Genomic DNA, 24280 nt, shown 5'->3' on the forward strand with positions numbered 1-24280 from the left:
AGAAAATTCATGGCATGGGAGATTTTTAGCATCATAGGCACAATCGCTTTCGCACTAAGCGGAGCCATTGTTGCAATGGAAGAGGATTATGATATTTTCGGGGTGTATATTTTAGGAATGGCAACCGCATTTGGGGGAGGTGCCCTTCGTAATTTATTAATCGGTTATCCGATTGTCGCGTTTTGGCAACAAGACATGTTATTCCAAATCGCACTTTTATCAATGACTATTATTTTTCTTTTTCCAAATAAGTTAATTAGACATTGGAAAAAGTGGGAAAATATCACTGACGCTATCGGCTTATCAGCATTTGCTGTACAAGGAGCATTATATGCCCAAAAATTAAATTTACCAATTAGCGCCACAATTGTAGCAGCTGTTTTAACTGGTATCGGCGGCGGTATCATTCGCGATCTTTTAGCCCGCAGAAAACCTCTCGTTCTTCGAGCTGAAGTATATGCCTTTTGGACAATTTTAGCAGGTTTCTTAATTGGCGCTCAAATTATTGTTAGCGATTGGGCTCTTTACATTTTATTCATTTTAATTGTTTGCTTCCGCATGGTTTCTATTCATTACAAATGGCATTTACCGCACAGACGTATCGAAACGAAAGAACGTTCAATGCATAAATAGCAATCTAACCTCTTTACATATCGTAAAGAGGTTTTTCTTTTCTAACGATTTTTTCTTTATATAATGTTTATACTAATTTTTAAAGTGAGGTGAATACACATGACAAACCACGTTAATAAAGGAGCTCAAAAAAGCTCAGTAAATCAATTCGGGCACGATCCTAATTCAGCACACGAAAAGAGCGCTAAAATGGAACACTTCCATAAAGCACACCAAGAAAAAGCAAAAAAAGAGTAAACGAACTTATACACAAAATCGACGCACAGTTTATGTACTGTGCGTCTCCTCTTCGAGCATCAAATCCATACTCGATATTCCAATTAAATCATTTTTATCATAGGCATCTTCTTGCAACAACCGCATCGCCTGTGTACGAATTGATTTTTCAACAATATTCCGTACATACCGCCCATTACTAAACGATGTAATTTGCGACGAATACTTTACAGCATGTAAATGATCCCTAAATTTCCATTCAGCCTCTTTCGATAACTGATATTCACGCTCTTCATACATTCTTTTCCCAATTTCCAACAACTGATTTACCGAGTAATCCGCAAATTCAATAATAAATGGAAAACGAGATTGCAGCCCTGGATTTAATGAAAGAAAGTGATTCATCTCTCTTGAATATCCAGCTAAAATCAATACAAAACCATGTTGTTTATCTTCCATATGTTTTACAAGCGTATCAATTGCTTCTTTTCCAAAGTCCTTCTCTCCTCCTCGAGCTAAAGAATACGCCTCATCAATAAACAAAATACCTCCCATTGCTTTTTTTATTAAGTCTCTTGTTTTTTGGGCTGTATGGCCGATGTACTCTCCTACAAGATCAGCACGTTCAGCTTCAACCAAGTGGCCTTTCGATAGAATATTCATCTCAAACAGCAATTTTCCTATCATTCTAGCAACTGTTGTCTTCCCTGTACCTGGATTCCCTTTAAACAGCATATGAAGTACTTGCTTCTCTGACTTCAATCCCTTCTCTTGTCTTTTTTTATTCACATAAATCCAAGCATATATTTCTTTTATTATCTTTTTTATATCATCCATCCCAACAAGCTTCCCCATCTCTTCTTCAATTCTCTGTAGCATTTCATGTTTAATTGTAGTTTCATTTGAAATTACCGTTTTATTTTCTGCGGCTGGCAAAGAAATTTTCTTTCGATGGTTTAACACAATATTAATTTGATTATTGTTCTTCTTTCGCATCGATTGTTCCATACAATCACCTCATTTTATCCACTCACCAAATATTATTATTCCTGTCCCCCTTGTAAATGCCTATTTTCAGAAAAGTTTGCTATAATATAAGAAATAATTAAGGTGGTGGGACTATGGAGACAACGGAATTCCATGATACAATACAAGCCTTTTCTATTTTTTTATTGAATAAAGGCCGAAAACCCTCAACTATTAAACGTTATGTTTATGACGTTGAAGACTTCGGACATTGGTTAGAAAAAAACAAAAAGCTCCCTTCCAGTAATATATGGGCTACACTTTGTACAAAAGACTACGAAGATTACTTTTCCGATTTAAAAACGAATCGACATTACTCAGAAAAAACGATGCATCGTGTATTTATTGTACTAAATAGAATGTATCATTTTCTAAACATTCCTAATCCATTGAAAAATATGGAGATATCTATTCAACCAGACCGTACACTTCGTAACGAAGATTTCATTTCACCTGATGAAGAAAAAAGGTTAAAGTATATAGTCACTTCATTAGAAGGACTTTCAGAAAAACAACTTCCTGTGCGCCCCTTATTAATGGATCGCAATATTGCTATTTTAAATCTATTGATTGACTACGGTTTATCCTTACAGGAACTTACAGCATTAACAATGCATCACGTTCACTTTGAAACTAACACATTATCAATCCCAGCAACCGCAGGTGTAGAAAGAACAATTACATTAGCAAAAGAAGACAAAAAACAACTATATAATTATTACAAAAGCATCCCGGAACCAGTTCGTCCCAAATACCATAGTGATGATCCATTATTTGTCGCATTCGATTTTAACCGTGGAACATACAGATGGGTATATGAAAATGATGCACCAAAGGCATTAACGGAAATTGCTATACAAAAAATGATTCGCCTCGAAGTGGCTAGAGCCAATTTACGTAAAGGAATTTCAGGACAACATTTTCGTAACACCTATATTTTAAACTTAATAAAAAAAGAAACTCCTGAATCAGAAATTATAAAACTCGCTGGATTCAAATCAAAAATTTCATTAAAGCGATATTATCAATACGCAGAAAATAGAAAAAACGCCTTATTGTAAGGCGTTTTTTCTATTTTTTCTTTAAACAAACGATTTTACTATGACCATTTAACTAATTTCTGCATCTACTATGATGAGTTTCGTTCACATTTTCGTGAGAAAGGAGAGATTTAATGTCTCGTTATAACGACAATCAAAACAAATTCTCCAAACCATGCTTTCCAAGTAGCGCCGGACGAATCCCAAATACTCCATCAATCCCAATTACTAAAGCTCAACTTAGAACATTTCGTGCGATTATTATTGATTTAACAAAAATAATCCCAAAACTTTTCGCAAATCCATCTCCCCAAAATATTGAAGATCTAATCGATACATTGAACCTACTGAGTAAATTTATTTGTTCACTAGACGCTACTTCCTCCCTGAAAGCACAAGGGTTAGCTATTATTAAAAACTTAATAACTATATTAAGAAATCCAACCTTTGTAGCAAGCGCTGTATTTATTGAGCTTCAAAATCTCATTAACTATTTACTATACATTACAAAATTATTCCGAATTGACCCTTGCACACTTCAAGAGCTCCTTAAATTAATAGCAGCATTACAAACTGCTCTAGTTAATTCTGCTTCGTTTATTCAAGGGCCTACCGGACCTACTGGACCAGCAGGCGCTACTGGTGCCACTGGACCTCGAGGTAACACTGGTGCCACTGGACCTCAAGGACCTCAAGGTAATACAGGCGCTACCGGTAATACAGGCGCTCAAGGACCTGCTGGTGCTACCGGCGCTACTGGACCTCAGGGACCTCAAGGTAACACTGGCGCTACCGGCAATACAGGTGCTCAAGGACCTGCTGGTGCTACCGGCGCTACTGGACCTCAGGGACCTCAAGGTAACACTGGCGCTACCGGCAATACAGGTGCTCAAGGACCTGCCGGTGCTACGGGTGCTACTGGACCTCAAGGGCCTCAAGGTAACACAGGTGCTACCGGCAATACAGGCGCTCAAGGACCTGCTGGTGCTACGGGTGCTACTGGACCTCAAGGGCCTCAAGGTAACACTGGCGCTACCGGCAATACAGGCGCTCAAGGACCTGCTGGTGCTACGGGTGCTACTGGACCTCAGGGGCCTCAAGGTAACACTGGCGCTACCGGCAATACAGGCGCTCAAGGACCTGCTGGTGCTACTGGTGCCACTGGCGCTACTGGACCTCAAGGTGTTCAAGGTAACACAGGTGCTACCGGCGCTACCGGTGCCACTGGCGCTACGGGTATAGGAGTTACCGGACCTACCGGACCTTCTGGCGGGCCTCCTGGACCTACTGGACCTCAAGGTAACACGGGTGCTACGGGTGCTACTGGACCTCAAGGTGTTCAAGGTAACACGGGCGCTACTGGTGCTACCGGTGCCACTGGACCTCAAGGTGTTCAAGGTAACACGGGTGCTACTGGCGCTACCGGTGCCACTGGACCTCAAGGTGTTCAAGGTAACACAGGTGCTACCGGCGCTACTGGACCTCAAGGTGTTCAAGGTAACACAGGTGCTACCGGCGCTACCGGTGCCACTGGCTCTACTGGACCTCAAGGTGTTCAAGGTAACACAGGTGCTACTGGTGCCACTGGCGCTACTGGACCTCAAGGTGTTCAAGGTAACACAGGTGCTACCGGTGCCACTGGACCTCAAGGTAACACGGGTGCTACTGGCGCTACCGGTGCCACTGGACCTCAAGGTGTTCAAGGTAACACGGGTGCTACTGGCGCTACCGGTGCCACTGGACCTCAAGGTGTTCAAGGTAACACAGGTGCTACCGGCGCTACTGGACCTCAAGGTGTTCAAGGTAACACAGGTGCTACCGGCGCTACTGGACCTCAAGGTGTTCAAGGTAACACAGGTGCTACCGGCGCTACTGGACCTCAAGGTGTTCAAGGTAACACAGGTGCTACCGGCGCTACTGGACCTCAAGGTGTTCAAGGTAACACAGGTGCTACTGGTGCTACTGGACCTCAAGGTGCTCAAGGTAACACAGGTGCTACTGGCGCTACTGGACCTCAAGGTGTTCAAGGTAACACAGGTGCTACCGGCGCTACTGGACCTCAAGGTGTTCAAGGTAACACAGGTGCTACCGGCGCTACTGGACCTCAAGGTGTTCAAGGTAACACAGGTGCTACTGGTGCCACTGGACCTCAAGGTGTTCAAGGTAACACAGGTGCTACTGGCGCTACTGGACCTCAAGGTGCTCAAGGTAACACAGGTGCTACTGGTGCCACTGGCGCTACTGGACCTCAAGGTGCTCAAGGTAACACAGGTGCTACTGGTGCCACTGGCGCTACTGGACCTCAAGGTGCTCAAGGTAACACAGGTGCTACTGGTGCCACTGGTGCCACTGGCGCTACTGGTGCCACTGGACCTCAAGGCGTTCAAGGTAACACAGGTGCTACTGGTGCCACTGGACCTCAAGGTGTTCAAGGTAACACAGGTGCTACTGGCGCTACTGGACCTCAAGGTGTTCAAGGTAACACAGGTGCTACTGGTGCCACTGGCGCTACTGGACCTCAAGGTGTTCAAGGTAACACAGGTGCTACTGGTGCTACTGGACCTCAAGGCGTTCAAGGTAACACAGGTGCTACTGGTGCCACTGGACCTCAAGGTGTTCAAGGTAACACAGGTGCTACTGGTGCCACTGGCGCTACTGGACCTCAAGGTGTTCAAGGTAACACAGGTGCTACCGGTGCCACTGGACCTCAAGGTGTTCAAGGTAACACAGGTGCTACTGGTGCCACTGGCGCTACTGGACCTCAAGGCGTTCAAGGTAACACGGGTGCTACCGGTGCCACTGGACCTCAAGGTGTTCAAGGTAACACAGGTGCTACTGGTGCTACTGGTGCCACTGGACCTCAAGGCGTTCAAGGTAACACGGGTGCTACTGGTGCTACTGGTGCCACTGGACCTCAAGGTGTTCAAGGTAACACAGGTGCTACCGGTGCCACTGGACCTCAAGGTGTTCAAGGTAACACAGGTGCTACTGGTGTCACTGGCGCTACTGGACCTCAAGGCGTTCAAGGTAACACGGGTGCTACCGGTGCCACTGGACCTCAAGGTGTTCAAGGTAACACAGGTGCTACTGGTGCCACTGGCGCTACTGGACCTCAAGGCGTTCAAGGTAACACGGGTGCTACCGGACCTCAAGGCATTCAAGGACCAACGGGTGCTACCGGCGCTACTGGTATAGGAGTTACTGGACCTACTGGACCTTCTGGTGGACCTACCGGACCTACTGGGCCTACTGGACCTAGCTTCCCTATAGCAACAATTGTTGTAACAAACAATATTCAGCAAACAGTACTGCAATTTAATAACTTTATTTTTAGTACTGCAATTAACGTAAACAATATTATCTTCAACGGCACAGATACAGTTACTGTTATTAACGGTGGTATTTATGTAATTAGCGTATCCATTTCTACAACTGCGCCAGGATGCGCTCCACTCGGAGTAGGAATTTCAATTAATGGAGCAGTCGCAACTGATAATTTCTCTTCAAATTTAATAGGCGACTCACTTTCATTTACTACAATCGAAACATTAGCAGCTGGTGCAAGAATTTCTGTTCAATCTACTCTTAATGAGATTACGATCCCTGCGACAGGAAATACTAACATCCGCCTTACTGTATTTAGAATCGCTTAAATTTCATGATATATTGTTTATGACAAATAAAAAAAGAGCGAGGAAACTCGCTCTTTTTTTGTTATGTACAATAATTCATTACTATTCTAATTCAATTGAAACATTTTTTTGTGGTACAAATGTGGAGATTGCATGTTTATAAATAAGCTGCTGCTTACCTTCTGTTTCCAGCAGGACTGTAAAATTATCAAATCCTTTAATTAGTCCACGAAGCTGGAAACCATTTAATAAGTACAGCGTAACAAACGTATTTTCTTTACGGAGTTGATTTAAAAACTGATCTTGAATATTGATTGATTGCTTCATGTCGAATCCTCCTCTTTTTCTCTACTTACTATTATTCGACTTTACTTGTAACTTTCCTTCTATGTATCGTAAAATTTCTGACGTTTTTTCACCGTCTGTAACATCAAACCACGTGACATCCATTTTATTACGGAACCACGTTAATTGACGTTTTGCATAACGACGCGAATTCGTCTTTAATTGTGACACCGCATCTTCTAAAGAGGCTCGATTCTCAAAATAATCATAGATTTCTTTATATCCAATCGCTTGAATAGATTGACAATCTCGTATCCCTCTATTATACAGCCCTTCTACTTCCTCTAATAGGCCTTGTTCCATCATCAAATCCACTCGTAAGTTAATGCGATCGTATAGCATTTCTCGATCCATTGTCAAGCCAATTAATGAAACATCATAGAGTAACTCTTTTTCTTGTTTCTCAATTTGTTCACTCATTTTTTCACCCGTCGTGTGGAAAATTTCTAACGCCCGAATGACACGTCGTACATTATTTGCATGAATACGCTCCGCACTTTCTGGATCTACTTCTTGCAATTTTTTATGTACATATTCCACACCGCGTTCTAAAGCTAACTTTTCCATTTGCTCTCGGTATATCACATCACCAGCATCATCTGTAAACTGATAATCGAATAAAACAGATTGTATATAAAGACCGGTCCCACCAACTATAATTGGTAATTTACCACGTTCTGTAATTTCTCGAATATGCTTGCGAACACGTTCTTGAAATTCCGCGACAGAAAATGAATCTTCCGGATTTTTTATATCGATCATATAATGTGGAATTCCGTCCATCTCTGCTTTTGTTACCTTTGCGGTTCCAATATCCATCGTTCGATAGATCTGCATGGAATCACCACTAATAATTTCACCGTTCAACGCTTTGGCAAGATCGATACTTAACTTCGTCTTTCCAACAGCAGTTGGTCCAATGATGACAGCAACTTTTTCACGTTGCACTTCTCCCATATCATTCAACTCTCTTTATGTAATATACTCCATCTATTGATTATACCCAATCTTACCAATTTTAACGGCATGATTGCAAGTTCTTTCATTTCGGTACATGAAATTATACAGAAAAAAGAACATAGTTTGTCCAATTCTGCATATACATGATAAAAATAGTTTCGAGAGGATGAGTTAACTATGAAACAATCCACCATCAATTTTTCATCTTTGACAAAAGACCTCATTTTAGCCACTTCTACAAAAGAACAAAATTGTTCACAAGAGGAATTATACTTCGCCCTAAATTGTTTACTACGGGCTTTTCATTCTACTCTCCATGAAACAACATTACATCCAGAAAATAAAAATACAGAATATATACAAACGCAATTTTGCAGTGCATATAAAATTATTACAGGTAAAACTATTTATCCATTTCAATAATCCATAAAAAGCGGCTGCTTACATAGTTTCAAGCAACCGCTTTTTATATTAATATCGATAACCTATTGTATAACTTTCACTTTTACAGATTTGCGCCCCCAGCTATTAGCACTACCATCTGAACCGACTAATACATCAATACGATTTCCTTTAATCGCACCACCGGTGTCTCCAGCAATCGCTTCTCCATATCCTTCTACCCATACTTTTGATCCAAGCGGAATTACTTTCGGATCAACAGCAATTACTTTCATATTTGGATTTGCTGTTAAATCATGCCCCATTGCAGTTAATACACGACCACCATACGAACCATTCTCACTCGGATCTGCTGTATATGCCGTCGCTTCTACTGTAATTTCACGACCACCAGTAGGCGCACTTGTTTCAGTAGATTTTGCAACTGGTTTTGCAGCCGGTTTTTCTTTTACCACAGGTTTACTTGATTCTACATTCTTAATAGAATCATTACTCTTAACAGACTCTTTATTCTTAACTACTGTATTATTTTTAACTGGCGTATTTGTTCTAGCTGGCGCTTCTTCTTGAGCTACAACCTCTTTCTTTTCGATTACAGGTGCTGTTCCTGTTAAAAATGGCACGTGAACATATCCAACTTTTCCATTGTAGTCGAATTGTAACCATTCATTTTGAACTTGATTCGTCGTTTCAATCACATCATTTTTATTAAGTTTACCTAAAATTTCAGAATCAGTATTCGCTCCAGCACGAACATTTAATACGCCCGCCGTTACATAATATGTGCTCTTTGTAAAATCGGCACTTACAAACGCTTCCTTACCGTTCAACTTAATTTTTGTCCATCCATTTTCTGTATTTATAACATCTAGTGTATTCCCACTGAACACTTTACCTACAAGCTTTGACTCTACATTTGGGTTTTCTCTAACATTTAATACGTCTGTTGTTACAATTGTTTCCGCTTTAGCAGAACCCACAAAAATCCCAAGACCAAAAACTGCTGCTGTTGCTATACCTAATAATTTTTTCATGAATAGCCTCCATTTGCTTTGTTTTCGTATTTTCATTATAGCAACAGATTTTTAGAATTTTTAGAAATCACACAATTACAAAGCATTCGTAATATACGATTAACGAGTTGTAACATAAATTTCCATATTAATAAAATGCATTTCTAATACAATCTTCAGTGGTTTTCATATATTTTTCATATACGAGCACAAGAACTTTTTCCCAGAAAAAATTACAGTGTTACTTTTTTGTTACAAAAAATTCACAATTCGTTACATCTTTTACCAAAAAACATCAATATTCAATTGTTAACCTATTTTTTTGTAATAAAAAGAGAGCAGCTACTAAAAACTGCTCTCTTTTTATTTGTTATTGAACTTTCTTTTTCCAAACACCTAGCATAACAGCCGAGACAATTGTTCCAATTAATATAGAGAAAATATATAGTAACGGTTTATTTACTAACGCTATTACAAATAATCCACCATGCGGTGCCGGTAATGTAATTTGGAATAACATAGATAACGCACCTGCAATACTTGAACCAACAACACAACTTACGATTACTCGAACCGGATCTGCAGCTGCAAACGGAATCGCACCTTCTGTAATGAACGACGCTCCCATAATATAATTTGTTAAACCAGATTTACGTTCCGCTTCTGTAAACTTTGATTTAAAAAATGTAGTTGCGAATGCAATCGCAAGTGGTGGTACCATCCCACCAGCCATAACTGCTGAGTGCACTCCAAAATTCTGCGCTTCTATTGCAGCAATACCAAACGTAAATGCCGCTTTATTAATTGGCCCCCCCATATCAATTGCCATCATACCACCTAAAATAAGACCTAGTAATATAGCATTCGTACCGTTTAAACCATTTAACCACCCTGTCAACATTTCATTTAATGCTACTACAGGCGGAATTACTACTTTTTGCATTACAACTCCTGTAATCAATAATCCAAAGACTGGATATAACAATACAGGTTTAATTCCTTCTAATTGTACTGGTAGTCCTGAAAATAATCTTTTCAACCCTAAAACAACATATCCAGCTAAGAAACCAGCAATTAATCCACCTAAAAATCCAGCATTCGCATTCGCCGCTAAAAATCCACCTACAACACCAGGCATAAAACCAGGACGATCAGCAATAGAACTTGCAATAAATCCAGCTAAAATTGGTACAAGGAATAAAAACGCACCTGTTTTTCCTCCACCAATTGACATGAACAATTCAGCTAAAGGACCTTCCGCCTTTATACCACCAAACGAAAACGCTAGCGCTATTAAAATCCCGCCACCAACAACGAATGGAAGCATATTACTTACACCGCTCATTAAATGCTTATAAATTCCTAATCCTTTTTCTCCCTCAATACTTTCTGATTTCCCGTCCTCTTTTACACCTTTAAAGATTGGTGCATCTTGTTTGACAGCTCGCTTAAGCAGATTTTCCGTTTTTCGAATCCCATCAGCAACTGGCACTTGAATGACATGTTTACCAGCAAAACGATTCATTTCTACTTGTTTATCCGCCGCAACAATAATAGCTGTTGCACGTTCAATATCCTCTTTCGTTAAACCGTTTTTAATACCTGTTGATCCGTTTGTTTCAACTTTAATCGCTATTCCTAACTCTGTCGCTTTTGCTTTTAAGCTATCCGCTGCCATATATGTGTGAGCGATTCCAGTTGGACAAGCTGTAACAGCAAGTACGTACGGTTCATTTCCTTCTGGTTTTGCGACTTCAATCTCTTCTTCTTTTTCATTCTCTTTTTCATCAAATAGTTGAAGAAGCTCACTTTCATCCTTTGCTTCTAATAGTTGCTTGCGAAATCCTTCATCCATTAATAATGTCGATAAACGAGACAACGTTTCTAAATGAGTATTATTCGCTCCTTCACTTGCAGCAATCATAAAGAATAAGTGTGCTGGCTGTCCGTCAAGCGACTCATAATTGATACCGCTTACACTTCTACCAAAACAAATCGATGGTTGTTTAACAGCCTTTGTCTTCGCATGAGGTATTGCAATACCTTCCCCTATTCCAGTCGTACTTTGGGCCTCCCGCTTTAAAATAGCTTCTTTAAATTCCGTTTTACTATTTAAACGATTTGCCCCGTTTAATTTCTCAACTAATTCATCTATGACAGCTTCTTTATTTGAAGCTGTCAAATCCATAATGACTGTATCCCTTTTTAATAGTTCTGTAATTTTCATATGTTGCTTCCCCCTATCGCTTAGCTACAATTACTTGCGACAATAATTCTTCTACTTTTTCCTTCTTACATAAATCAGCTGAAAATGCTGTTGCACTCCCTGTTGCAACGCCGTATTGAAATGCCTTTTCAATATCTTTTGTCTGTTCATATTTGCCTACAAACCCTGCAACAAGAGAATCCCCGGCCCCAACTGAATTAATTACAACACCTTTTGGAACAGTCGCTTCATATATACCTTCTGCCGTAAATAATAAAGCTCCCTCTCCAGCCATCGATACGATAACGTGTTTTACACCTTGTTCAATTAATTTTCTTCCATAAGGTAAAACGTCCTCTACTGTTGAAAGCTCCACTCCAAACAACTCACCAAGTTCATGGTGGTTTGGCTTAATTAAAAATGGCTTATTTTTAATTACATGTTGCAGTGCACTTCCACTTGCATCTACTACTACACGAATACCTTTTTCAGCTCCAAACGCAGCAATTGATTCGTAAAAGGTACTTGGAATAGAAACTGGTACACTCCCAGCAAGTACAACACAATCTCCAGGTTGCATACTCTCAATTTTTTTCATTAACTGTTCGAACTGCTCTTTTGTTACAATAGGACCTTGGCCATTTAATTCTGTTTCTTCTTCCCCTTTTATTTTCACATTAATGCGAGTATCTTCATCTACTTGGACGAAGTTTGTTGTTACACCTTCCGTCTGTAATACCTCTTTAATAAATTGACCAGTAAATCCACCAGTAAATCCAAGTGCTATATTTTTAACACCTAAACGCTGAAGAACACGAGAAACATTAATTCCTTTTCCTCCAGGAAACTTCATATCTTTTTCCGCTCGATTTATTGTTCCTAAATCAAAGGAAGAAACTTGCACTACATAATCAATAGATGGGTTTAAAGTAACTGTATAGATCATTGTTTATCAGCCTCAATTACATTGGTTTGTTGTTTATATTTTTCTAAATCAATTTCTAAATGGTTTGTAATAATATTTGCATCTTCAACATTTGCAATTTTCGCAAACGCAACTTCTGAAAACTTACTTTCATCAATTAAGAAATATCCTTCGTTTGCTAATGTTAATGCCATTTGTTTTAAGAGCGCTTCTTCTGGATCTGGCGTTGTAAAGCCAAGCTGTTCATGTACACCATTTGCACCTAAAAAACATTTATCAAAACGATACTTCTGCATACTTTCCTGTGCCATAGCACCGATTAAAGCTTTCGTCCTACTCTTCATCATTCCGCCTAGTAAATACGCACGAATATTATTTTCAACTAAAGCTTCAATATGCATAAGTCCATTCGTAACGACAGTAACATCTTTATTTATTAAAAATGGAATCATTTCAAATGTTGTACTTCCTGCATCTAAATAAATACAATCACCTTGTTCAATAACGCTAGCCGCATACTTAGCAATTTGTTGTTTTATTTGAATGTTTTTGGATGATTTTTCGACCATCGTTGGTTCTTGCCCTTTTCCTGTTAAAACAGCGGCACCACCATGAACTCTTTTTAATAACCTTTGCTTTTCCAATTGTGCTAAATCACGGCGAATTGTCGACTCAGAGCTTTCTGTTCTTTCAACTAATTGCTGTAATTTTACAACTTTCTGTTCTTTTACAAGTTGCAATATCATTTGATGACGTTCAGGAGTTAACATTTTATTCACCTCTTCTTTGATTACAGTATAATGAAAACGGTCACAAAAATCAACCATAAACAATCAAAAATAATCAAAAACATCCACAAACATTTATAAACAGCAAAAAAAGAAACCTATTCGATCAAACAATCAAATAGATTTCTTTTCTAAATTCACTTATAAAGAAGCTTTATATATACTTAAAACATCATCTTTATTTAATTTTTTAAAGTTACCAAATTCACCATACGCCATCGCTTTATCCGCCATTAAATCAATTTCATTTTCTCCAATAGCGTAATCAGATAATGTTACTGGCGCCTCAATTGAAGTCCAAAATTGACGTAACGCCTGAATTCCTTCTAACGCAATTTCTCGATCAGTCTTTCCATCTGTTTCTACATTGAATACTCGAATAGCAAACTGTTTAAAACGACTTACATTTCCCTCTACAACATGCTTCATCCAGTTCGGGAATAAAATCGCAAGGCCACCCCCGTGTGGTATATCATGAACAGCAGAAACTGCATGCTCAATATTATGAGTCGCCCAATCTCCTTTTACTCCCATTGCTAAAATGCCGTTTAACGCCATAGTACCACAATATAAAATAGTTTCTCTATGCTCATAATTTTCTAAATCACTTAAAAGCTTAGGAGCTGTCTCAATTACTGTTTTTAAAACAGCTTCACAATAACGATCTTGTAGTTCTGTATTCGTTCCATGATGGAAATATTGTTCTAATACGTGCGACATAATATCTACCATACCGTAAATTGTTTGATCTTTCGGTACAGAAGTAGTATGAACTGGATCTAAAATCGAAAACTGCGGGAAAGTAACCGGGCTACCCCATCCATACTTTTCATTCGTTTCCCAGTTTGTAATTACCGAGCCTGCATTCATTTCAGATCCTGTTGCTGCAAGAGTAAGTACAGTACCAAATGGTAATGCCTCATTAGCAAATGTTTTTTTCGTTACAATATCCCATACATCTCCATCGTACTTACTACCAGCTGCAATTGCCTTCGTACAGTCGATTACACTTCCTCCACCAACTGCTAAAATAAATTCAACACCATTCTCTTTACAAATTTGAATCCCTTTCTTTACAGTTGATACACGTGGATTCGGTTCAACACCTGTTAATTCAAATACTTCTGCATTAATATCCTTTAAAATAGAAATTACATTATCATAAATACCGTTTCTTTTAATGCTGCCTCCCCCGTATACGAGAAGAACTTTTTTACCGAACTGTGGAATTTCAGTTTTTAACTGTTCTAATTGACCTTTACCGAAAATAAGTTTCGTTGGATTACGAAATACAAAATTTTGCATATTTCTTTACCATCCCTTCTATATGAAAAGCAACTATACTTTTGTATACCATATTTTTTTCATTTCACAAAAATATTTGCTTAATAAAAAAATCCCAGCCTACAGGCTGAGATTTTTTTATTGGTAATAAGGTGAGATCATTAAGTAAACAATAACACCAGATAAACTTACATATAACCAAATCGGCATCGTCCAACGTACAATTTTACGGTGACGTGTTAATTGATTTGTAAAACCAAATACAAGCGCAAACAATGCAAGTGGTACGATAATTGCTGCTAGGATAATATGTGTAATTAAAATGATGAAATACACATATTTAATGAATCCTTCTCCGCCAAAATGTGTTGCCGGTGCTAAGTAATGATACGATAAATACGACACACAAAATAGTAAAGTTGTCGTAAATGCTGCAAGGATAAAACCACGATGCATTTTCACATTCTTTTTAATAATAGAGAATAACGCTGCTAATAAAAATACGAACGTAAAGCTATTAAAAATCGCGTTTAACATTGGTAAAATCGTTACATCAAAATGTACTTCTCCTTCATAGCCAACAGGTCCAAAGAACAAAAATAAAATAATCGCATTTACAATTACAGAAAGCGTTATCACAATAGGAGCATAGCTTTTCTGATTTGTTGATTGATCCACCAAAATGGTCACTCCCTCTTCCTTCAAGTATGTATACATAACCTCACTATTTTAACATATTATTCACAGTGTAAATGTGACAATAGTTTGACACAGCAAGACCAGACAAAGAAAAAAATCCTTCTTAATAAAACTTCTTAAGAAGGATTTTATCGCTTTATTATTCAAATAGCAATGCGATTAGTTTTTGTTAAAAAATGTATCGCTATATGCTTGAAAAATTTCAGACACTTGATATCCCATTAATGAAATTGCTGTTAATGAAAAGAAACCAATCATAAGAAATCGAAACCACATATAAATCTCCTCCTTGTATTTAGCTTAAAAAACGTTAGCTACCTTACAAGTTGCGTGGCACTCTTCATCATCACTTTCCTTTTTCCTTACAATTGCTGTAATAAATCGAATCATAAAGAAAACTACAAAAGGAAATTGTTCGTAATTCACATTGGCATAGTTTAGCAACGGCTCGCGCTGCACATCGAACGGAGATGAGAAGGAATAGAACATACCTTGCTCTTCCATATATACAATTACAATTTTCATGCAAAATACGATTCCTAGAAACGAAACAATATCTTGCCATTCTGTCGTATATAACAGGTTATACAGCTCTAATACGTACTCTTCCATCATCATCCCCCCTTCCTTTTTTACCATTTTGCTCGCCTTCGTATAAAAAGTCAAGAAAAAAGTTTATATTCACTATGACAATAGTAATTACTTGTTTCTATGATTATATATGATTCTTTTATAGCAATGATTGGGTGTAACTCTCTTCGAAAATAAGAAAATTAGAATCGAACAGATTCCTCATTCTTACTTTTAGGATGCAAAACTGTGCTATTTTTATTTCTATTAAAAATAAAATAAGAAAGTATGATAAGAACTGTAACAAACATTGTTAAAAATGCTTGTGAACGTAAAGTATCAATTGCGAACATCGCAACTAAAACTGCTATAATAGCAGCAATTGTAACATACGTTACATACGGAAAAAGCCACATTTTCACTTTCAAATTTTGTTGTTCTACTTTCCCCATTTTTTTACGCATCTTTAAATGCGAAACTGCAATAACGAGATAAACTAGTAACGCAATCCCGCCAGATGCATTCACTAAAAACAAAAAGACTTTATCTGGAGAAATGTAACTAAACACAACTCCAATATAAGCGAAGAAAGTTCCAAATAAAACCGCTCGAACGGGAACACCACTACTGTTCAATTTTAAAAATGACTTTGGAGCATCTCCTCTTTCTGCCATTGAAAAAAGCATTCTTGAATTTGTATATAAGCCTGAATTTAAGCAAGAAAGTACAGCTGTTAAAACGATAAAATTCATAATTTGTGCTGCCGCTGGTATTCCTATATGTTCAAGTACAGCTACAAATGGACTTTTTAATATGTTTGCTGAATTCCATGGCAGTAGCGTAACAACTACTGCTATAGACCCAATAAAAAATACAAGAATACGCCAAATCACACTGTTTGTTGCTGTTTTTACTGCTTTTACAGGTTCTGCAGATTCACCTGCGGCTACTGCTACAATCTCTGATCCCATAAATGAAAATATAACAACAGTAATTCCAAGCAGGACCGAACTTATACCGTTTGGCATAAATCCACCTTGTCCAATTAAATTCGAAGTGCCGGGTGCTTCTGTTCCTGGAACAAATCCTAAAATAACAGCAAGACCTAGACAAAGGAACAAAACAATACTTATTACTTTAATAAAAGAAAACCAATATTCAAACTCTCCAAATGATTTCACCGAAAAAACGTTCGTCAGCGTTAATAAAATTGTTAATATTAAACTTAATAACCAAAGCGGTATTTGTGGAATCCAATATTGGATAATACCAGCACCTGCTGTGGCTTCTATTGCAATAACAATTACCCAAAAAAACCAGTATAACCAGCCTATTGTATAACCCGCCCAAGGACCAATCGCTTCTCTTGCATACGTTGCAAATGAACCACTTGTCGGATTAACAGCTGCCATTTCTCCTAGCATTCTCATGACGAAAATGACTAGAAGTCCTGCTAATGCATATGAAACGATAGAACCTGGTCCTGCCGAATGTACAACTGCACCACTTCCAACAAACAAACCAGCCCCTATTACGCCGCCAATTGAAATCATTGTAATGTGGCGTATTTTGAGGTCTTTCTTTAGATTTTTATCCAAATCTTGTACATCCCCTTCCAAACTAAATTTTGAAACTTATGTAAGAGTACTGTGCGAAAGATTTTGTTCTATACGTTAAAATATATCAAAATATTCTGAATTTAACAATTACAATTCAACCTTCTTCAAAAATTATTACATTAGGTTTAATACTTTCCCATACACAATTGTTGAGAAAATTATAGTCCCTTTACAAAAGAAAGAATTTTCAGATATTATTAAATAAACAAGATTATACATCTAGACAACTTTTTGTATAGGAGTGTTGATATGTTAAACAAGTTCAAATTTTTTTGTTGTATTTTAGTAATGTTCTTACTTCTACCGCTATCCCCTTTCCAAGCACAAGCAGCAAACAATTTAGGTTCAAAATTACTCGTTGGATATTGGCATAACTTTGATAACGGTACTGGCATTATTAAATTAAAAGACGTTTCACCAAAATGGGATGTAATCAATGTATCTTTTGGTGAAACTGGTGGTGATCGTTCCACTGTTGAATTTTCTCCTGTGTATGGTACAGATGCAGACTTCAAATCAGATATTTCTTATTTAAAAAGTAAAGGAAAGAAAGTAGTTCTTTCAATAGGTGGACAAAATGGAGTCGTTTTACTTCCTGACAATGCCGCTAAGGATCGTTTTATTAATTCCATACAGTCTCTAATCGATAAATACGGTTTTGATGGAATAGATATTGACCTTGAATCAGGTATTTACTTAAACGGAAATGATACTAATTTCAAAAATCCAACTACTCCCCAAATCGTAAATCTTATATCAGCTATTCGAACAATCTCAGATCATTATGGTCCAGATTTTCTATTAAGCATGGCTCCTGAAACAGCTTATGTTCAAGGCGGTTATAGCGCATATGGAAGCATATGGGGTGCATATTTACCAATTATTTACGGAGTGAAAGATAAACTAACATACATTCATGTTCAACACTACAACGCTGGTAGCGGGATTGGAATGGACGGTAATAACTACAATCAAGGTACTGCAGACTACGAGGTCGCTATGGCAGATATGCTCTTACATGGTTTTCCTGTAGGTGGTAATGCAAATAACATTTTCCCAGCTCTTCGTTCAGATCAAGTCATGATTGGGCTTCCAGCAGCACCAGCGGCAGCTCCAAGTGGTGGATACATTTCGCCAACTGAAATGAAAAAAGCTTTAAATTATATCATTAAAGGAGTTCCGTTCGGAGGAAAGTATAAACTTTCTAACCAGAGTGGCTATCCTGCATTCCGCGGCCTAATGTCTTGGTCTATTAATTGGGATGCAAAAAACAACTTCGAATTCTCAAATAACTATAGAACATATTTTGATGGTCTTTCCTTGCAAAAATAACAAAGTAAAACTATAATTAGCCCCCATCAATCGGACATTTATGGGCAATCAATGCAGGATAAAAACAGCAATAGGACCCTTTATAGGTCCTATTGTTGTTTTTTATTTATGAAAATTACTTTGTCACATCTAAAGTTTTAAGAAACTGTTTTCCATCGCCCAACATCGCACGTTCCTCCGAATCATATTGTTAAATATTCTAGTCACTCTTTTGCTTCAACACAAAAACTGAAAGTTCAGGTACACTACAAAATCTAACAGGCATCCTAGTAGTCCCAATACCACGATTTACATATAAATATAACTGCTTACTCTTCCCCTCCACTTCATACATACCTTCAACATAACTCTCAGCTAGTTTGGTAGTAATTAACGGACCTACAAAAGGGATTTGGACTTGTCCCCCGTGACTATGTCCTGACAGTTGAAGATCAACTGGGTAACGATTTATTTTGGTTACAACATCCGGCTCATGTACTAATAACATGTTGAAATCATTTTGTTTCAAGTTTTTTAAAGTTGAATCTATTTTCGGCTTCCCTAATAGAAAATCATCCAAACCTGATATTGTAATATATTTGCCGTTTTCCACTTTAATTTTCTGCACTTCATTTACTAATACAGAAAAACCAGCTTCCTCGATATATTTTTTGTAAAATAAACTACCGCCCCCGCCCCTATCATGATTCCCAAACACAGCATATTTCCCTAAGGGAGCATAAATTTTCTGCAAAATAGCCTTCGCTCCCTCTCTTTCTGCACTATAAGAACCAAATTTATCTATTAAATCTCCGGTAAAAACTACTATATCTGGATGTAATTCATTCATCTTCTCCACCAAATGTTCAAGTTGCTTCAATGTAAACTCTGGCCCTAAATGTACATCTGAAAACTGTAATATTTTTTTATTATTAAATTCTTTAGGAATTGCAGAAGCTTCTATTTCATTCCATGTAACTGTTACTAGTTTTCGTTCTATTTCTGTCGCATAATAATACAAACTTACTAGTATCATTAATATACTTATAAAACTAATAATAAATATCTTTACGATTGATTTTTTTCGTTCTTTTTTTACATGATTCGTATTCATGTTTTCACCTCTAGAAACACTTTAAATCCTTATTGTTACATTAATGTGACAACATGAACAATGTTATTAATATGTAATTTCCTCCCTATTCACTTTGACAATTTTATACAGAAGTCATACCATATTTTTATAATACATATATTTTCGAATCTTTTTCTATTCATTCCATCATTTTATTACGGAGGGGTTATTCATGTCTGTATTTACACCAGAAGAAATTACGGAACTTGCTGCGAATTCCGGAAGGAAAAAAGCTCATTTATCATTACTCCCTATGCTAATTCTCGGTTTTTTTGGCGGTGCTTTTATCGCATTAGGGTATTTACTCGATATTCATGTTATTGGAACAATGCCAAAATATTGGGGATCATTTACTAGTTTTCTAGGCGCTGCTGTATTCCCTATCGGTCTTATTCTCGTTATTCTTGCAGGCGGTGAACTAGTAACTGGTAACATGATGACAGTTTCTATGGCTTGGCTTCAAAAGAAAATTACTTTATTTCATTTCATACGAAATTTAGTTATTGTTACGTTTAGCAATTTCATAGGGGCTGTATTTGTAGCCTACTTTTTCGGCCATATCGTTGGCTTAACTGAAGGAGCTTTTTTAGCGAAAACTATTTCTATCGCTCAAGCGAAACTACAAGATACACCATTGCAAGCATTTATTTCTGCAATCGGATGTAATTGGCTCGTTTGTTTAGCTGTTTGGCTCAGTATGGGAAGTAAAGAATTTATCGGAAAGATTATCGGTATTTGGTTCCCAGTTATGACTTTTGTTGCGATTGGATTTCAACACGTTGTAGCAAATATGTTTGTCATCCCAGCCGCAATTTTTGCCGGTCATTTCACTTGGGCTGAATATTTTCCAAACTTTATTTTTGTTTTCTTTGGAAATTTAGTAGGAGGTATGTTATTTGTAGCACTACCTTACTTCATATCTTATAATAAGAAACTATCTTCTTATCAAGAGAAGACTGAAATGAAGAACAAATCTCTGTCGGCTTAAATAGAATGTCTATAAAGAACCCTAAAAATATTACAAATTTCATTTTTTTTGCGAATATATGTACGTACACTTGTTCTCGAATGTTTTATACGTTATAATAACAACTTAAATAGCATTATTTACATATGAGGTGAAAAACATGAACAAAACAGAATTAATTAAAAACGTAGCACAAAATGCTGAGATCTCTCAAAAAGAAGCTACTGTAGTTGTACAAACTGTAGTAGAATCAATCACTAACACTTTAGCTGCTGGTGAAAAAGTACAACTTATCGGATTCGGTACATTCGAAGTTCGCGAAAGAGCTGCTCGTACAGGCCGTAACCCACAAACTGGTGAAGAAATGCAAATCGCAGCTTCTAAAGTACCTGCTTTCAAAGCTGGTAAAGAACTAAAAGAAGCTGTAAAATAATGAAAAATATCCTTCTCATTTATGAGAAGGATATTTTTTCATAACATAATTAATAAAAATCTGACCATTATGCTGTTTCTTTTGTTCTTTTATGCAAATAAAATCTTTACTTTCAAAAAAAGGTTTTGCGGTAATGCTCGCCTCTGTATATATCTCCCTATGTCCCAAGTTCACTGCTTCTTTTTCTAACTTCTGTAGTATGTATGAAGCGACTCTTTTCCCTTGATAATCTTTATGCGTAAATAAACGATCTACGTAACGATCATCGTTATAATCCCCAAACCCCACAATCATACCTTTATGATCCGCTACATAGCTAATATTCTTTTCTAAAGACTGTAACCAATTTTCTCTATCTAGTCGCTCCGGTGCCCACGCCTGTAGCTGTAACTCATTATAATCTTTTGCATTAACCGTATGAACTGTTTCATAGAACAATTGTAATACTTGATCTAAATCTTTTTTCTGGAATGTTCTAATTATAATATCTTTTAACATATATAAGTCTCCTTACCAAACTACCTCTTAACTTTTCTGCTACATACGATTCTATATTTCTGCTTTATTATATCGTTTTAATTTCTATACGAACAAAAAAACAATACTTATTCAAGTATTGTTTTTTAATTCTATTCAATTACTTAATGTAGCTTTTTAAGGTTTTAATTTAACTCTTTGTAATCGTAATGCATTTAATACAACGGATACAGAACTAAATGCCATCGCTGCTCCAGCAACCCAAGGGGCTAAGAAACCTAATGCCGCAATTGGAATTCCTAACGCGTTATAAGCTAATGCCCAGAATAAATTTTGTTTAATATTTCTTATCGTCATTTTACTCATAAATATCGCATCAGCAATACTATTTAAGTCACCGCGGATTAACGTTATATCCGCTGCTTCCATCGCTACATCCGTTCCCGTTCCAATTGCCATACCAATGTTCGCTGTAGCAAGAGCAGGAGCATCATTTATCCCGTCTCCAACCATCGCTACTTTCTTACCATTTGCTTGCAGTTTTTTCACTTCTTCTGCTTTTCCTTCTGGCAATACTTCTGCAATTACGTGATCAATACCAACTTGCTTTGCAATTGCCTGAGCAGTTTGTGTATTATCTCCTGTAATCATCACAACGTCTAGACCCATTTTTTTCAGTCTTGCGATAGCTGCTTTTGAAGTATCTTTCACAGTATCTGCAACGGCAACTATACCAGCATATTCTTTATCGATTGCAATAAGCATTGCTGTTTTTCCTTCTCGTTCTAGCGCTTCCATTGATTTAGAAACTTCTTCAATATCAATATTGAATTTCTTCATTAATCGACGTGTACCAATTAATAAGTGTTTTCCTTCTACAACTGATTCGATACCAAATCCCGGAATCGCTTCAAACGTTTCTGAACTTGGGATATCAATTTTCTTTTCTTTAATTCCTTCTACAATCGCTTCTGCAAGCGGATGTTCAGAATTTCTTTCTGCTGCCCCTACTAATCTAAGCAGTTCATTTTCATTGAATCCATCTGCTACAATTACATCTGTTAATACCGGCTTCCCATTTGTCACTGTACCCGTTTTATCTAGAATAACCGTATCTAATCGGTGCGTTGCTTCTAAATGCTCTCCACCTTTAAATAAAATACCATACTCAGCCGATCTTCCTGATCCTGCCATAATAGATGTAGGCGTTGCAAGACCTAATGCACATGGACAAGCAATAACAAGTACTGCTATCATTTTCTCAAGTGCTCCGCCAAAATCACCAGGTGTAACAAATATCATCCATACTGCAAAGGTGATAATCGCAATCACAACTACAACCGGTACGAAAATACCTGAAATTTGATCTGCTACCCTTTGAATAGGAGCTTTTGAACCTTGTGCCTCTTCTACTACTTTAATAATTTGAGCTAATGCAGTATCTCTTCCTACCTTAGTTGCTTTCACTTTTAAAAATCCATTTTTATTTATTGTCGAACCTATTACTACATCCCCAATTGACTTATCAACAGGAATACTTTCACCCGTTAACATCGATTCATCAATTGCTGACTTTCCTTCTACAATCTCACCATCTACTGGTATTTTTTCACCAGGCTTTACATAGACGATATCACCAGCTACTACTTCTTCAATCAAAATTTTTATTTCTGTTCCATCTCGCACAACTGTAGCTGTCTTTGCTTGTAAACCCATCAATTTTTTAATTGCTTCTGATGAGCGCCCTTTTGCTTTCGCTTCAAATAATTTACCTAAAATAATTAATGTAATAAGTACCGCACTCGTTTCAAAATATAAATCTGTCATATGTTCCGAAGAACCAATAGATTGAATACTTAAATATACACTATAGAAGTACGCGGCCGACGTTCCAAGCGCCACGAGAACATCCATATTAGCACTTTTATTGCGTAACGCTTTATAAGCCCCAACATAAAACTGTCCACCAATGATAAATTGAACAGGAGTTGCAAGTGCTAGTTGCACCCAAGGGTTCATTAACATATCCGGTAAATAAATAAATGACGTAAATGAGAAATGACTAACCATTGCCCACAATAATGGGAAAGATAAAATAAACGAAATAATAAACTTCTTCTTTTGTCTTTCAATTTCTTGTAATCGATGATCAGTTGATGCATCTTGATCATCTGGTTTCACTTCTAATTTATATCCTAGCTTCGTAATCGCGCTCTTCATTTCATTTACATTAACTTCATCAGGGTTAAAGTCTACTGTGGCTGATTCTAAAGTAAAATTTACTGTCGCCTTGTTCACACCATCTAACTTATTTAAACGCTTTTCAACTCTATTTGCACATGCTGCACATGTCATTCCTGAAACAGTAAATTCAGCTTTATCACTTACAATTCCATATCCTAATGATTCAACTTTTTCTTTAAATTGTTGCGGATTTGTTTTAGTTGGATCGTACATTATTTTTGTTTTTTCAAGCGCAAAATTTACATTTGCCTCATGAACACCTTCTACTTTTTTTAGACCTTTTTCAATTCTATTTGCACATGCCGCACATGTCATTCCTGATATTTGAAGATTGGCCTCTTTTTTTTCATTCATG

At 37.4% G+C, this 24280-nt stretch carries 22 protein-coding genes; 8 read left to right on the forward strand and 14 right to left on the reverse strand.

The window, feature by feature from the left end; all coding sequences use genetic code 11:
• Positions 1-9 precede the first annotated feature (9 nt).
• Together ACX9TM_RS18660 and ACX9TM_RS18665 are read left to right on the forward strand one after the other, a co-directional pair.
• Entirely contained in the window at positions 10-633 is a 624-nt protein-coding gene (locus tag ACX9TM_RS18660; RefSeq protein WP_000312267.1) for a trimeric intracellular cation channel family protein, read from the forward strand.
• Between the two features lie 99 nt (positions 634-732).
• The gene (locus ACX9TM_RS18665) at positions 733-870 is read left to right on the forward strand and encodes a hypothetical protein (RefSeq protein ID WP_000181500.1); all 138 of its coding nucleotides are present in this window, start codon (positions 733-735) and stop codon (positions 868-870) included.
• A gap of 30 nt (positions 871-900) precedes the next feature.
• On the opposite strand, the gene spoVK is transcribed toward ACX9TM_RS18665, so the two are convergent.
• Complete coding sequence (gene spoVK, locus ACX9TM_RS18670) at positions 901-1857, reverse strand: stage V sporulation protein K (protein WP_000438178.1); 957 nt, start codon at positions 1855-1857, stop codon at positions 901-903.
• 113 nt (positions 1858-1970) lie between these two features.
• On the opposite strand from spoVK, the gene ACX9TM_RS18675 reads away from it, so the two are divergent.
• Both ACX9TM_RS18675 and ACX9TM_RS18680 read left to right on the forward strand, forming a co-directional pair.
• The gene (locus tag ACX9TM_RS18675) at positions 1971-2936 is read left to right on the forward strand and encodes a tyrosine-type recombinase/integrase (RefSeq protein WP_000450327.1); all 966 of its coding nucleotides are present in this window, start codon (positions 1971-1973) and stop codon (positions 2934-2936) included.
• 113 nt (positions 2937-3049) lie between these two features.
• Positions 3050-6568: a Gly-Xaa-Xaa repeat protein gene (locus ACX9TM_RS18680; protein WP_171287432.1), complete on the forward strand. Its 3519-nt coding sequence runs from the start codon at positions 3050-3052 to the stop codon at positions 6566-6568.
• 81 nt (positions 6569-6649) lie between these two features.
• Here the strand turns inward: ACX9TM_RS18680 and hfq are convergent, their stop codons facing one another.
• Complete coding sequence (gene hfq, locus ACX9TM_RS18685; RefSeq protein WP_000813896.1) at positions 6650-6874, reverse strand: RNA chaperone Hfq; 225 nt, start codon at positions 6872-6874, stop codon at positions 6650-6652.
• A gap of 21 nt (positions 6875-6895) precedes the next feature.
• The gene (gene miaA, locus ACX9TM_RS18690; protein WP_000504929.1) at positions 6896-7849 is read right to left on the reverse strand and encodes a tRNA (adenosine(37)-N6)-dimethylallyltransferase MiaA; all 954 of its coding nucleotides are present in this window, start codon (positions 7847-7849) and stop codon (positions 6896-6898) included.
• Between the two features lie 180 nt (positions 7850-8029).
• On the opposite strand from miaA, the gene ACX9TM_RS18695 reads away from it, so the two are divergent.
• Positions 8030-8275 (forward strand): hypothetical protein, encoded by a 246-nt coding sequence (locus ACX9TM_RS18695; protein WP_000814429.1) that lies wholly within the window; start codon positions 8030-8032, stop codon positions 8273-8275.
• A 62-nt stretch (positions 8276-8337) separates the two neighbouring features.
• Here the strand turns inward: ACX9TM_RS18695 and entD are convergent, their stop codons facing one another.
• The 8 genes from entD to gabP form a co-directional block, all read right to left on the reverse strand.
• Positions 8338-9288 (reverse strand): cell wall-binding protein EntD, encoded by a 951-nt coding sequence (gene entD / locus ACX9TM_RS18700; RefSeq protein ID WP_000734640.1) that lies wholly within the window; start codon positions 9286-9288, stop codon positions 8338-8340.
• A gap of 349 nt (positions 9289-9637) precedes the next feature.
• The gene (locus ACX9TM_RS18705; RefSeq protein ID WP_000704605.1) at positions 9638-11494 is read right to left on the reverse strand and encodes a PTS fructose transporter subunit IIABC; all 1857 of its coding nucleotides are present in this window, start codon (positions 11492-11494) and stop codon (positions 9638-9640) included.
• Positions 11495-11507: 13 nt separating this feature from the next.
• Entirely contained in the window at positions 11508-12419 is a 912-nt protein-coding gene (pfkB, locus tag ACX9TM_RS18710; protein WP_000640859.1) for a 1-phosphofructokinase, read from the reverse strand.
• Positions 12416-13168 (reverse strand): DeoR/GlpR family DNA-binding transcription regulator, encoded by a 753-nt coding sequence (locus ACX9TM_RS18715; protein ID WP_000957279.1) that lies wholly within the window; start codon positions 13166-13168, stop codon positions 12416-12418. The genes pfkB and ACX9TM_RS18715 overlap by 4 nt, the downstream gene beginning before the upstream one ends.
• 159 nt (positions 13169-13327) lie before the next feature.
• Positions 13328-14491, reverse strand: a complete 1164-nt coding sequence (locus tag ACX9TM_RS18720; RefSeq protein ID WP_001179093.1) for an iron-containing alcohol dehydrogenase — start codon at positions 14489-14491, stop codon at positions 13328-13330.
• Positions 14492-14608: 117 nt separating this feature from the next.
• Positions 14609-15151 (reverse strand): DUF420 domain-containing protein, encoded by a 543-nt coding sequence (locus ACX9TM_RS18725; RefSeq protein ID WP_000228315.1) that lies wholly within the window; start codon positions 15149-15151, stop codon positions 14609-14611.
• Between the two features lie 318 nt (positions 15152-15469).
• Complete coding sequence (locus ACX9TM_RS18730) at positions 15470-15808, reverse strand: hypothetical protein (RefSeq protein ID WP_002041693.1); 339 nt, start codon at positions 15806-15808, stop codon at positions 15470-15472.
• Between the two features lie 134 nt (positions 15809-15942).
• On the reverse strand, positions 15943-17337 hold the full coding sequence (gene gabP / locus ACX9TM_RS18735) for a GABA permease (protein WP_000360112.1): 1395 nt from the start codon (positions 17335-17337) through the stop codon (positions 15943-15945).
• Between the two features lie 270 nt (positions 17338-17607).
• On the opposite strand from gabP, the gene ACX9TM_RS18740 reads away from it, so the two are divergent.
• Positions 17608-18690 carry a chitinase gene (locus ACX9TM_RS18740; protein WP_000932436.1) on the forward strand — a complete coding sequence of 361 codons (1083 nt, stop codon included), beginning with the start codon at positions 17608-17610 and terminating at the stop codon, positions 18688-18690.
• Positions 18691-18889: 199 nt separating this feature from the next.
• Here ACX9TM_RS18740 and ACX9TM_RS18745 read toward each other — a convergent pair whose 3' ends face one another.
• Positions 18890-19783, reverse strand: coding sequence for a metallophosphoesterase (locus tag ACX9TM_RS18745; RefSeq protein ID WP_001095335.1), 894 nt, complete (start codon positions 19781-19783; stop codon positions 18890-18892).
• A 193-nt stretch (positions 19784-19976) separates the two neighbouring features.
• Here ACX9TM_RS18745 and ACX9TM_RS18750 point away from each other — a divergent pair, with 193 nt between their 5' ends.
• Positions 19977-20792, forward strand: coding sequence for a formate/nitrite transporter family protein (locus ACX9TM_RS18750; RefSeq protein WP_000110545.1), 816 nt, complete (start codon positions 19977-19979; stop codon positions 20790-20792).
• Positions 20793-20931: 139 nt separating this feature from the next.
• A complete protein-coding gene (locus ACX9TM_RS18755; protein ID WP_001043904.1) occupies positions 20932-21204 on the forward strand; it encodes an HU family DNA-binding protein in 273 nt (90 codons plus the stop codon).
• 15 nt (positions 21205-21219) lie between these two features.
• Here the strand turns inward: ACX9TM_RS18755 and ACX9TM_RS18760 are convergent, their stop codons facing one another.
• Together ACX9TM_RS18760 and ACX9TM_RS18765 are read right to left on the reverse strand one after the other, a co-directional pair.
• On the reverse strand, positions 21220-21702 hold the full coding sequence (locus ACX9TM_RS18760; protein ID WP_000910167.1) for a GNAT family N-acetyltransferase: 483 nt from the start codon (positions 21700-21702) through the stop codon (positions 21220-21222).
• 156 nt (positions 21703-21858) lie between these two features.
• On the reverse strand, positions 21859-24279 hold the full coding sequence (locus ACX9TM_RS18765) for a heavy metal translocating P-type ATPase (protein ID WP_065382298.1): 2421 nt from the start codon (positions 24277-24279) through the stop codon (positions 21859-21861).
• Position 24280 lies beyond the last annotated feature (1 nt).

It is taken from the genome of Bacillus sp. LH1, from assembly GCF_057924895.1.

What these genes read in the sequence shown, in the direction of transcription:
- ACX9TM_RS18755 (WP_001043904.1), top strand. Translation starts at nt 20,932, where the DNA reads ATGAACAAAACAGAATTAATTAAAAACGTAGCACAAAATGCTGAGATC.
- ACX9TM_RS18705 (WP_000704605.1), bottom strand. Translation starts at nt 11,494, where the DNA reads ATGAAAATTACAGAACTATTAAAAAGGGATACAGTCATTATGGATTTG.
- ACX9TM_RS18665 (WP_000181500.1), top strand. Translation starts at nt 733, where the DNA reads ATGACAAACCACGTTAATAAAGGAGCTCAAAAAAGCTCAGTAAATCAA.
- spoVK (WP_000438178.1), bottom strand. Translation starts at nt 1,857, where the DNA reads ATGGAACAATCGATGCGAAAGAAGAACAATAATCAAATTAATATTGTG.
- ACX9TM_RS18695 (WP_000814429.1), top strand. Translation starts at nt 8,030, where the DNA reads ATGAAACAATCCACCATCAATTTTTCATCTTTGACAAAAGACCTCATT.
- ACX9TM_RS18760 (WP_000910167.1), bottom strand. Translation starts at nt 21,702, where the DNA reads ATGTTAAAAGATATTATAATTAGAACATTCCAGAAAAAAGATTTAGAT.
- ACX9TM_RS18715 (WP_000957279.1), bottom strand. Translation starts at nt 13,168, where the DNA reads ATGTTAACTCCTGAACGTCATCAAATGATATTGCAACTTGTAAAAGAA.
- ACX9TM_RS18675 (WP_000450327.1), top strand. Translation starts at nt 1,971, where the DNA reads ATGGAGACAACGGAATTCCATGATACAATACAAGCCTTTTCTATTTTT.
- entD (WP_000734640.1), bottom strand. Translation starts at nt 9,288, where the DNA reads ATGAAAAAATTATTAGGTATAGCAACAGCAGCAGTTTTTGGTCTTGGG.
- ACX9TM_RS18680 (WP_171287432.1), top strand. Translation starts at nt 3,050, where the DNA reads ATGTCTCGTTATAACGACAATCAAAACAAATTCTCCAAACCATGCTTT.
- hfq (WP_000813896.1), bottom strand. Translation starts at nt 6,874, where the DNA reads ATGAAGCAATCAATCAATATTCAAGATCAGTTTTTAAATCAACTCCGT.
- ACX9TM_RS18720 (WP_001179093.1), bottom strand. Translation starts at nt 14,491, where the DNA reads ATGCAAAATTTTGTATTTCGTAATCCAACGAAACTTATTTTCGGTAAA.
- ACX9TM_RS18740 (WP_000932436.1), top strand. Translation starts at nt 17,608, where the DNA reads ATGTTAAACAAGTTCAAATTTTTTTGTTGTATTTTAGTAATGTTCTTA.
- ACX9TM_RS18660 (WP_000312267.1), top strand. Translation starts at nt 10, where the DNA reads ATGGCATGGGAGATTTTTAGCATCATAGGCACAATCGCTTTCGCACTA.
- miaA (WP_000504929.1), bottom strand. Translation starts at nt 7,849, where the DNA reads ATGGGAGAAGTGCAACGTGAAAAAGTTGCTGTCATCATTGGACCAACT.
- ACX9TM_RS18730 (WP_002041693.1), bottom strand. Translation starts at nt 15,808, where the DNA reads ATGGTAAAAAAGGAAGGGGGGATGATGATGGAAGAGTACGTATTAGAG.
- ACX9TM_RS18745 (WP_001095335.1), bottom strand. Translation starts at nt 19,783, where the DNA reads ATGAATACGAATCATGTAAAAAAAGAACGAAAAAAATCAATCGTAAAG.
- ACX9TM_RS18750 (WP_000110545.1), top strand. Translation starts at nt 19,977, where the DNA reads ATGTCTGTATTTACACCAGAAGAAATTACGGAACTTGCTGCGAATTCC.
- pfkB (WP_000640859.1), bottom strand. Translation starts at nt 12,419, where the DNA reads ATGATCTATACAGTTACTTTAAACCCATCTATTGATTATGTAGTGCAA.
- ACX9TM_RS18765 (WP_065382298.1), bottom strand. Translation starts at nt 24,279, where the DNA reads ATGAATGAAAAAAAAGAGGCCAATCTTCAAATATCAGGAATGACATGT.